Below are 9434 nucleotides of genomic sequence, written 5' to 3'. Positions count from 1 at the left end.
CTGATACTGACCGGCTGTGGCGTCGGTTCGGTGATCGGATGGGCGGTGCGCATGATGCTGTCGCACCTGACAACCGTCGGCGCCCTGACTGTCCGGGCCTTACCGGTGGTTCTGCTGACCGCATTGGTGTTCTTCAACGGCTACGTCTGGCTTATGGCCACGACGATCAGCGGCGACCGGCTGGGCCTGGCAATGGCATTTCTGGTTTCCATCGCCGCGGCCTTCGTCATCTCCGCCACCCGGGATCGGGTTAGGCCGATGCTGCAGTCGACTACGGTCCTGCCCAAAGACACTGAAAGGCTTGCCGATACGCCCTTCGCGACCATGCCGGACACCCCTGACTGCACGCCGCTCAAAAGGGCCGAACGCTCCAACGTGGTCTTTGTGCTGGCCGCCTCGCAACTGGCGCAGATCCTGGTGGTGGCGGTGGTCACCGCCGGCATCTACTTGATTCTGGGGCTCATCGTGCTCAGTCCATCGCTGCTCAACGAATGGACCCACACTTATAGGAGCACCGCGACGGTGCTGGGATTCACGCTGCCGGTGCCGGATTCGCTGATCCATATGGTCCTGTTTCTCGGCGCGTTGACGTTCATGTACATCAGCGCCCGCGCTGCGGGCGACGCCGAATACCGCTCCACCTTCCTAGACCCGCTGATCGGCGACCTGCACACCACGCTGGTCGCGCGCAACCGCTACCGCGGCGCCGTCGCGGTGTCAGCGTGTGAAGTTGACGCCGACGAGGGCAGTGATTAATTTCACCCTGGTGTCCGCCGCCGCGTCGATGAGGAAGCGTGTGAACTAGTGACCGACATAGCTGGAGAGCGTTACGGCGAAGTGCTTCTCGTGACCCCCGGCGAGGCCGGTCCACAGGCGACGGTTTACAACAGCTTCCCGCTAAACGACTGTCCCGCCGAGCTGTGGTCCGCGCTCGACCCTCAGGCGATCGCCGCCGAAAACGGTGCTGCCACCGCGTTGCTAAACGGTCCGCGCTACTGGCTGATGAACGCCATCGAAAAGCAGCCCAAAGGCCCGCAGATCACCAAGACCTTCGGAGGGATCGAGATGATCCAGCAGGCCATGGTGCTGCTGTCGTCGATGAACCCCGCGCCCTACACCGTCAACAAAGTGAGCCGCAATACTGTCTTCGTCTTCAACGCCGGCGAAGAGGTCTACGAATTCATCGACCCCCGCGGACGGCGCTGGGTCATGCAGACCTGGAGCCAGGTCGTGGACCCCAACCTATCGCGAGCTGACCTGCGCGGGCTGGCCAGCCGGCTCGAGCTGCCGGAGGGGTGGAACTACCAGCCGCGCGTGCTCACCAGCGAACTGCGGGTGGACACCACGACCGAGGCCGCCCAGGTTTTGCAGGACAACCTGACCAACAGCTACTCGCTCGAGACCGACTGACCGCGAGCTTTCGGGCCGGGCACGTGCGCTGAAACTTGCAAGTGTCGCGGTGGCCGGTCCTACAGGTACTGACCCAGGTTGGATTCGGTGTCGATGGCCCGCGACGCGCTCGACGACTTGCCGGTGACCAGGGTGCGGATGTAAACGATCCGCTCACCCTTCTTGCCCGAAATCCGCGCCCAGTCATCGGGGTTGGTCGTGTTGGGCAGGTCCTCGTTCTCGGCGAACTCGTCGACGATCGAGTCGAGCAAATGCTGGATGCGCAGCCCCGGTTGACCCGTCTCCAGCACCGACTTGATGGCGTTCTTCTTCGCCCGGTCGACGACGTTCTGGATCATCGCCCCGGAGTTGAAGTCCTTGAAGTACATGACTTCCTTGTCACCGTTGGCGTAGGTGACCTCCAGGAACCGGTTGTCGTCGATCTCGGCGTACATCCGTTCGACGACCTTTTCGATCATCGCCCTGATGCACGCCGAACGGTCGCCGTCGAACTCGGCGAGGTCGTCGGCATGCACCGGCAGCGACTCGACCAGGTACTTCGAGAAGATGTCTTGCGCCGCTTCGGCATCGGGCCGCTCGATCTTGATCTTCACGTCGAGACGGCCGGGCCGCAGGATCGCGGGATCGATCATGTCCTCACGGTTGGAGGCGCCGATCACGATGACGTTCTCGAGTCCCTCCACGCCGTCGATCTCGCTGAGCAGCTGCGGGACCACCGTCGTCTCGACATCCGAAGAGACCCCGGTGCCGCGGGTGCGGAAGATCGAGTCCATCTCGTCGAAGAACACGATGACCGGCGTTCCTTCCGACGCCTTCTCGCGGGCCCGCTGGAAGATCAGCCGGATGTGCCGCTCGGTCTCGCCGACGAACTTGTTCAGCAGCTCGGGGCCCTTGATGTTGAGGAAGTACGACTTCGCCTCGCGGGCGTCGTCGCCACGCACCTCGGCCATCTTCTTGGCCAACGAGTTCGCCACCGCCTTGGCGATCAAGGTTTTACCGCAGCCCGGCGGGCCGTAGAGCAACACGCCCTTGGGCGGGCGCAGCGCGTACTCGCGGTAGAGCTCCTTGTGCAGGAACGGCAACTCGACGGCGTCGCGGATCTGCTCGATCTGGCGCGTCAGACCACCGATGTCCTGGTAGCTGACGTCGGGCACCTCTTCCAGCACCAGGTCTTCGACCTCGGCCTTGGGGATGCGCTCAAAGGCATAGCCGGCTTTGGTGTCGACCAGCAGCGAGTCGCCAGGGCGCAGCTTGCGGGGTTTGGTGTCGTCGTTTAGTGCGTCGGGAACGCCGTCCGGCAAGTCCTCGGCGACCAGCGGCTCGGCGAGCCACACGATGCGTTCCTCGTCGGCGTGACCGACGACGAGTGCCCGGTGACCGTCGTTGAGCACCTCACGCAAAGTGGAGATCTCGCCGACCGATTCGAACGTGCCGGCCTCGACGACGGTCAGGGCCTCGTTGAGCCGGACCGTCTGGCCCTTCCGCAGCGACGCGACGTCGATGTTCGGCGAGCACGTCAAGCGCATCTTGCGACCCGATGTAAACACGTCGACCGTTTCGTCGTCGTGTGCGGACAGCAGGACGCCGTAGCCGCTGGGCGGCTGCCCCAGCCGGTCCACTTCTTCCCGCAGCGCCAACAGTTGCTGGCGGGCTTCTTTAAGAGTTTCCATTAATTTGGAATTGCGCGCCGCAAGCGAGTCGATCCGGGCTTCGAGTTGATGCACATCGCGGGCGGAACGAGTGTTGCCGTGCGATCCAACCGCATGCTCCAGTTGTTCGCGCAGCACCGCTGCCTCACGGCGTAATTGTTCCAATTCGGCAGCATCGCCGCTGGACATGCCAGTTTCACCGGGGTTACCGAATGCTTCAGAACGCTCTGAGTCACCCATGTTGCGCTCCTTTCCCGCCCCGAAATGATGCGGTAGATCCTTACAACGCTACCGGCGATTGCCGGTAGATGTGCGGAGTCAAATGCCCACGAAAAGTTAAGAATTATGTCCCGCTGGTAATCTCGGCCACGAATCGGGCTGATCGAAAGGGCCGCCGTGACCGCAAAATCCCTCGCCACAGGCTTCGCCGGCGTCGCCGTCGTCGGCGCCGCGGCCGAAGGTGTGACTTCCATTGCACCCGTTGGCCCGACGGTGGGCGTGGGCGGATAACCCGGGCCCGACCGGATGCGCCGAAGCCTGACCCTAACGTTGACGGCCACCGCCGCAACGGTGGCGGTGTTCGCGCTGTCGGGATGTTCGTCTAGCGGACCCCGGGTTGTGTCGTCGGCTCCCTCGTCGGCGGTCCCCGCCACGTCGACTCCGCTCATCGTCGCGGCGCCCCCGACTACTCCCATGCCCGCGCCCGAAGGCCTCACGGACGTGCTGAACCGGCTCGCCGACCCGAACGTTCCGGGCATCAACAAGGTGAACCTCATCGAAGGCGCGACCCCCGATAACGCGGGCACCCTGGACAAGTTCATCAACGCGCTGCGCGACAACGGCTACCTGCCGCTGACCTTCGCGGCGAACAACGTCGCCTGGTCGGATAAGAATCCCTCCCATGTGATGGCCACGATCACCGTCAACACCGCCCAAGCGAACAACAAAAACTTCACATTCCCAATGGAGTTCGTGCCCTACCAAGGGGGTTTGCAGTTGTCCCGGCGAACTGCGGAAATGCTGTTGGCCCTGGGCAACTCACCGGCAGCGACGACTCCGGGTCCCAGCCCGGCCCCTTCACCCCAACCCGCACCCGCGCCGGCTCCGGCCCCTAGCCAGGCCCCGCCTACCACCCCCTCTGGCCCCTCTGGCTGATTGCGACATGTGGATCGGCTGGCTCGAGTTCGACGTGCTGCTGGGCGACGTGCGATCACTCAAACAGAAGCGATCGGTGATTCGTCCCGTTGTCGCCGAGCTGCAGCGCAAGTTCAGCGTGTCGGCCGCCGAAACCGGTTTGCAGGATCTGTATCGGCGGGCGGGCATCGGCGTGGCCATGGTGTCCAGCGACCGCAGCCACGCCGTCCACGTACTCGATGCGGCCGAACGCCTGGTGGCGGCACATCCGGAGTTCGAGCTGCTGTCGGTACGACGTTCGCTGCTAAGCAGCGAGGACTAACCCGGCTTAGCTGCCACGCGCTATCCCGGGTCTAGCCGTCGCGCCCCTCGCGTTTGCGCCCCAGTGGCGCGGGGGCAATGGCGCCGGGAGCGAGCCGTCGCGCAAATATCAAGAACGCGGTGTGCCCGCGCATCGAATGCTGCGGCCGTACGGCCAGGCCGACGACGTTCCAGCCGCGTTGCAGCGTCTCCCAGGCCCGCGGTTCGGTCCAGCACTGCTGAGCCCGAAGCGCCTCCACGGCCCGCGACAGTTGGGTGACGGTGGCGACATAGATCATCAGCACCCCGCCGGCGACCATCAACCGCGACACCGCCTCCAGTACCTCCCACGGCGCAAGCATGTCCAGCACGGCCCGGTCGAAGGAGCCGTCGGGCAAATCGGAGTCTGCGAGGTCGCGGACGATCAGCTGCCAATTGTCTGGCACCCCGCCAAAGAACACGGCCACATTGCGACGGGCGTGCTCGGCATGGTCGGCGCGCTGTTCGTAGGAGACCACCCGCCCTTCGGGCCCGACCGCGCGCAGCAGCGAGCAGGTCAGCGCGCCGGATCCGGCTCCGGCCTCCAGCACGCGAGCACCCGGAAAGATGTCGCCCTCGTGCACGATCTGAGCGGCGTCCTTGGGGTAAATCACCTGTGGTCCGCGGGGCATCGACATCACGTAGTCGACCAGCAGCGGGCGCAGCACCAGGAAAAGCGCGCCGTTGCTGGATTTGACCACGCTGCCCTGCTCCAGCCCGATCACGGCATCGTGTGCGATCGCGCCGCGATGGGTGTGGAACTCGGCGCCGGGAGTGAGCGACATCGTGTAGTGCCGGCCCTTGGCGTCGGTGAGCTGGACGCGCTCGCCAACGGTGAACGGGCCGGTTGCGGACACGCCGTCCAGCGTGCCAGCCGACTCGCCGTAGCGGGTGCTCGGGGTTGTCGGCGCCCAGCCCTAGGCTGCGGTCATGACCGACCGGCCGGAATCGCGCACGCGACGGCCGGCGCTGTCACCGTCGCGGGCGGCGGACTTCAAACAATGCCCGCTGCTGTATCGGTTCCGGGCGATCGACCGATTGCCCGAGGCACCGTCGGCGGCGCAGCTGCGCGGGTCGGTTGTGCATTCCGCCCTGGAGCAGCTCTACGGCCTGCCCGCCGTGCTGCGCGGCCCCGACACCGCGAGGTCGCTCGTGGAATCCGCATGGGACCGGGTGATCGCCGCAGAGCCCGACCTGGCCGGCGAACTGGACCCCGTGCAGCAAACCCAACTGCTGGCGGAGGCCCGCGCGTTGCTCTCCGGCTACTACCGGCTCGAAGACCCGACCCGATTCGATCCGCAATGCTGCGAAGAGCGCGTGGAGGTCGAACTCGCCGACGGCACGCTGCTGCGTGGCTTCATCGACCGGATCGACGTCGCCGCCACCGGCGAGCTGCGGGTGGTCGACTACAAGACCGGTAAGGCGCCGCCCGCCGCGCGAGCACTGGCCGAGTTCAAGGCAATGTTCCAGATGAAGTTCTATGCGGTGGCGCTACTGCGATCACGCGGTGTGCTGCCCGCTCGGCTGCGGCTCATCTACCTGGCCGATGGCCAGGTATTGGACTACGCGCCCGACCATGACGAGCTGCTGCGCTTCGAGAAGACGTTGATGGCGATCTGGCGCGCCATCCAATCCGCAGCGCAGACAGGCGATTTCCGGCCCAGCCGGTCCCGGCTGTGCGACTGGTGCCCCCACCAGCAGCACTGTCCGGTGTTCGGCGGTACGCCGCCACCCTACCCCGGATGGCCCGAGCAGTTACTGGCCGGCTAGTCGAGGGGCGACATCTCCTGCAGCATGGTGGGAATGAGCTCGCTGACGGTGGGGTGGATATGCATCGTCCGCGACAACGTGGTGTACGGCGCCTTGGCCGACATGACGTCCAAAATGCAGTGAATCGCCTCGTCGCCGCCGACTCCGAAGATGGCGGCCCCCAAGATCTCGTCGCTGTCGGCGTCGACCACCACCTTCATAAAGCCTTGCGTCTCACCCTTTTCCACCGCTCTACCGACTCGGGTCATCGGACGCTTGCCGACCAGCGCCTTGCGGCCCGACGCGCGGACCTGGTCGACGGTCATGCCGGCACGCCCCAGCGGCGGATCGATGTAGAGCGCGTAGGTGCTGATGCGGTCGCTCACCCGGCGCGGATCGTCGTCGAGCAGGTTGGCGGCGACGATCTCGAAGTCGTTGTACGACGTGTGCGTGAAGGCGCCCTTGCCGTTGCAGTCGCCCATCGCCCAAATGTGGTCGACGTTGGTCTTGAGCGCGTCGTCGACCACGATGTAGCCGCGGGCGTCCGTCTGTATACCCGCCGCCTGCAGACCCAGATCGTCGGTGTTGGGCCGCCGCCCCACCGCCATCAGCAGATGGCTGCCCTCAATCGGGGTGGCGCCGGCACTGGGCGTCAGCTCAAAGCCCTTGTTCTGCTTGGTGATCCGTATGTCGTCAGCGCCGAGGACTATGTCGATCCCCTCGGCCTCCAGGATCTCTTTAATGGTGGCGGAGACATCTTCGTCTTCCCGGAACGCCAGCCGCGGCCCCCGCTCCACGACGGTCACCCGGGCCCCGAAGCGCCGGTACATCTGCGCGAATTCCAGCGCGATGTAGCTGCCGCCCACAATCACGAGATGTGATGGCAGCGTGTCGAGTTCGAGGATCGACACGTTGGTGAGGAAGTCGACATCGGACAGTCCCGGGATGTCCGGCACCACCGCGCGGCCACCAACGTTGAGGAAGATCCGGTCGGCGTGCAGCAGGTCTTGACCGACCCGGATGGTGTGCGGATTTTCGAAACGGGCGTGACCGCGACAGACGGTGCAGCCGTCCATGCCGTCCAACCAGCTCTCGATGCCCTCGCGGTCCTTGAGCATGATGCCGTCCTTGCGTGCCTTGACTTTCGCCATGTCCACGCCGACGGATCCGGTTGCGACGCCGTATTCCGCGCCGCGACGCGCCAGCTGCGCGGCGTGCGCACTGGCCACCAGCGTCTTGGTCGGGATGCACCCGTTGTTGACGCAGGTGCCGCCAATCAGCTTGCGCTCGACGATCGCAACCCGCTGACCGGCCGAAGTCAGCCGGCCCGCCAGCGGAGGACCGGCCTGCCCGGCACCAACGATGATCGCGTCGAAACGCTCCGTCACAAGTTGGCCGTCGCCGCGAGGATCGCGAATCCGCCCAAGATCGCAACGGCATCTTCCAGCAGCGCTATCGGCAAGTCCCGCCCACGTACGGCAGCCACCAGCCCCCTGCGGGCGTGATAGCCGCCCAGGGTGCCGAGCACGGCGCCGATAAGGCCGGCGCCCAGTGAGCTAAATGTGTAGTGCCATGCGGCGCCGACGACCGCGCCCGAAAATGCGCCCGTCGCGATGCGCGCGCCGAACCCCGGCGGCGAGGTGCGCGCCGGCGTCTTGGGGAGCTTGTCCGTAACCAGTTCGGCGACGGCAAGAATGGTGAGGATTACCACCGTGATGACGTTGGCCATCCAGGATGCCCACGTGGCATGCAGATTGATCCAGCCGAGGAAGGCGGCCCAGGCGACCACGGCGGGAGCGGTCAGCGAACGCAACCCGGCGACGACACCGATCAACAAAGCCATCAGCAAAACAAGCATGTGTGTCACGAGATCCTCCTGAGGGACGAATAGCCCGGCGACGATCAGGGTGACGGCCCATCAAGGCAACGCGGGCAATCGCCCTAGGCGGACGCTAACACAGCCGGACCGGTGATTAGAACCGGCAAAACCTGATGTCGGAAGCCAAAATCGCTTTGGCGCCGATAGCGGCGAGCTCGTCCATGATCTCGTTGACGCCCCGGCGGGGCACCAGTGCGCGGATCGCGACCCAGTCCGGGTCGGCCAGCGGGGCGATGGTTGGTGATTCCAGTCCAGGCGTGATCGACGTGGCCTTGTCCAATACCGAGCGGGGGCAGTCGTAATCGAGCATCAGGTACTGCTGGCCAAAAACCACCCCTTGTACCCGGGCCACCAGCTGATCGCGCGCCGTGACGGCTCCGCTTTCGTCGTGGCTGCCATGGTCGGAGCGCTCGATCAGCACCGCCTCCGAATCACACAGCGGCTCACCGAAGGCCACCAGGTCGTGCAGGCTCAGGGTGCGACCGGATCCCACCACGTCGGCGATGGCGTCGGCCACCCCGAGTTGGACGGAGATCTCCACCGCTCCGTCGAGCCTGATGACCGTTGCTTCAATGCCCTTTTCGGCCAAATCTTTTCGGACCAAATTCGGATAGGCGGTGGCGATCCGCTTTCCGGCCAGGTCGGCCGTCGTCCAGTTGCGGCCGGCGGGCCCGGCGTACCGGAAGCTGGACGACCCGAAACCCAGTGCCAGGCGTTCGCGCACCGGCGCATCGGAGTCGAGCACCAAATCGCGCCCGGTGATGCCGAAGTCGAGCTCTCCCGAACCGACATAAATTGCAATGTCTTTGGGCCGCAGGAAGAAGAACTCGACATTGTTCACGGGGTCGATGACGGTGAGGTCCTTGGGGTCGGTGCGCCGCCGGTAGCCGGCCTCCGAGAGGATTTCGGTGGCCGGCTCGCTCAGCGCGCCTTTGTTGGGAACCGCGACCCGCAACACGCTCACAGCTTCTGATAGACGTCGTCGAGGGACAGTCCGCGCGCGATCATCAGCACCTGCGTCCAGTACAGCAGCTGGCTGATCTCCTCGGCCAGCGCGTCCTTGGGTTCGTGTTCGGCGGCCAGCCACACCTCGCCGGCCTCCTCCAGGATCTTCTTGCCCAGCCCGTGTATGCCACCGTCCAGCGCGGCGACCGTGGCGCTGCCGGCCGGCCGGGTGCGGGCGCGATCGCCGAGTTCGGCGAACAGATCCTCGAAGGTCTTCACGGCCAGCGATTGTTTCACGTGGCGGCGAGCAAAGTCACGGCGGTTTAGCC

At 65.4% G+C, this 9434-nt stretch carries 10 protein-coding genes and 1 pseudogene; 5 read left to right on the top strand and 6 right to left on the bottom strand.

The genetic code is table 11. The features are described 5' to 3' along the window. Positions 1-756: pseudogene (locus ACLP4W_RS14800) on the top strand (hypothetical protein); the annotation flags it as partial. Positions 757-804: 48 nt separating this feature from the next. Continuing rightward, positions 805-1410, top strand: a complete 606-nt coding sequence (locus ACLP4W_RS14795; RefSeq protein ID WP_442387089.1) for a hypothetical protein — start codon at positions 805-807, stop codon at positions 1408-1410. A 59-nt stretch (positions 1411-1469) separates the two neighbouring features. Here the strand turns inward: ACLP4W_RS14795 and arc are convergent, their stop codons facing one another. After that, positions 1470-3299, bottom strand: a complete 1830-nt coding sequence (gene arc / locus ACLP4W_RS14790; RefSeq protein ID WP_442387087.1) for a proteasome ATPase — start codon at positions 3297-3299, stop codon at positions 1470-1472. Positions 3300-3584: 285 nt separating this feature from the next. Here arc and ACLP4W_RS14785 point away from each other — a divergent pair, with 285 nt between their 5' ends. Next, positions 3585-4214 carry a hypothetical protein gene (locus ACLP4W_RS14785; protein ID WP_442387085.1) on the top strand — a complete coding sequence of 210 codons (630 nt, stop codon included), beginning with the start codon at positions 3585-3587 and terminating at the stop codon, positions 4212-4214. Positions 4215-4221: 7 nt separating this feature from the next. After that, positions 4222-4515 carry a DUF503 domain-containing protein gene (locus ACLP4W_RS14780; RefSeq protein WP_442387083.1) on the top strand — a complete coding sequence of 98 codons (294 nt, stop codon included), beginning with the start codon at positions 4222-4224 and terminating at the stop codon, positions 4513-4515. 31 nt (positions 4516-4546) lie between these two features. Here ACLP4W_RS14780 and trmI read toward each other — a convergent pair whose 3' ends face one another. Further along, on the bottom strand, positions 4547-5389 hold the full coding sequence (gene trmI, locus ACLP4W_RS14775; RefSeq protein ID WP_442387081.1) for a tRNA (adenine(58)-N(1))-methyltransferase TrmI: 843 nt from the start codon (positions 5387-5389) through the stop codon (positions 4547-4549). Positions 5390-5462: 73 nt separating this feature from the next. Between trmI and ACLP4W_RS14770 the strand changes: the two genes are divergently transcribed. Next, positions 5463-6302, top strand: a complete 840-nt coding sequence (locus ACLP4W_RS14770) for a RecB family exonuclease (protein ID WP_442387079.1) — start codon at positions 5463-5465, stop codon at positions 6300-6302. On the opposite strand, the gene ACLP4W_RS14765 is transcribed toward ACLP4W_RS14770, so the two are convergent. The 4 genes from ACLP4W_RS14765 to ACLP4W_RS14750 form a co-directional block, all read right to left on the bottom strand. Continuing rightward, the gene (locus ACLP4W_RS14765) at positions 6299-7669 is read right to left on the bottom strand and encodes an FAD-containing oxidoreductase (RefSeq protein WP_442387077.1); all 1371 of its coding nucleotides are present in this window, start codon (positions 7667-7669) and stop codon (positions 6299-6301) included. The genes ACLP4W_RS14770 and ACLP4W_RS14765 overlap by 4 nt on opposite strands. Continuing rightward, positions 7666-8148 (bottom strand): DUF4126 domain-containing protein, encoded by a 483-nt coding sequence (locus tag ACLP4W_RS14760; protein ID WP_442387075.1) that lies wholly within the window; start codon positions 8146-8148, stop codon positions 7666-7668. The genes ACLP4W_RS14765 and ACLP4W_RS14760 overlap by 4 nt, the downstream gene beginning before the upstream one ends. 106 nt (positions 8149-8254) lie before the next feature. Beyond that, positions 8255-9118, bottom strand: coding sequence for an ATP phosphoribosyltransferase (gene hisG, locus ACLP4W_RS14755; protein WP_442387073.1), 864 nt, complete (start codon positions 9116-9118; stop codon positions 8255-8257). 2 nt (positions 9119-9120) lie between these two features. Beyond that, positions 9121-9402 (bottom strand): phosphoribosyl-ATP diphosphatase, encoded by a 282-nt coding sequence (locus ACLP4W_RS14750; protein WP_442387090.1) that lies wholly within the window; start codon positions 9400-9402, stop codon positions 9121-9123. Between the last annotated feature and the right edge of the window lie 32 nt (positions 9403-9434).

It is taken from the genome of Mycobacterium sp. (assembly GCF_052145595.1).
GTDB lineage: Bacteria > Actinomycetota > Actinomycetes > Mycobacteriales > Mycobacteriaceae > Mycobacterium.
Note: the sequence above shows the minus strand (reverse complement) of the source record. Positions and strands in the feature narration are given on the sequence as shown.

Coding starts and splice junctions, on each gene's coding strand:
- arc (WP_442387087.1), bottom strand. CDS start 3,299: ATGGGTGACTCAGAGCGTTCTGAAGCATTCGGTAACCCCGGTGAAACT.
- ACLP4W_RS14785 (WP_442387085.1), top strand. CDS start 3,585: ATGCGCCGAAGCCTGACCCTAACGTTGACGGCCACCGCCGCAACGGTG.
- ACLP4W_RS14780 (WP_442387083.1), top strand. CDS start 4,222: ATGTGGATCGGCTGGCTCGAGTTCGACGTGCTGCTGGGCGACGTGCGA.
- ACLP4W_RS14770 (WP_442387079.1), top strand. CDS start 5,463: ATGACCGACCGGCCGGAATCGCGCACGCGACGGCCGGCGCTGTCACCG.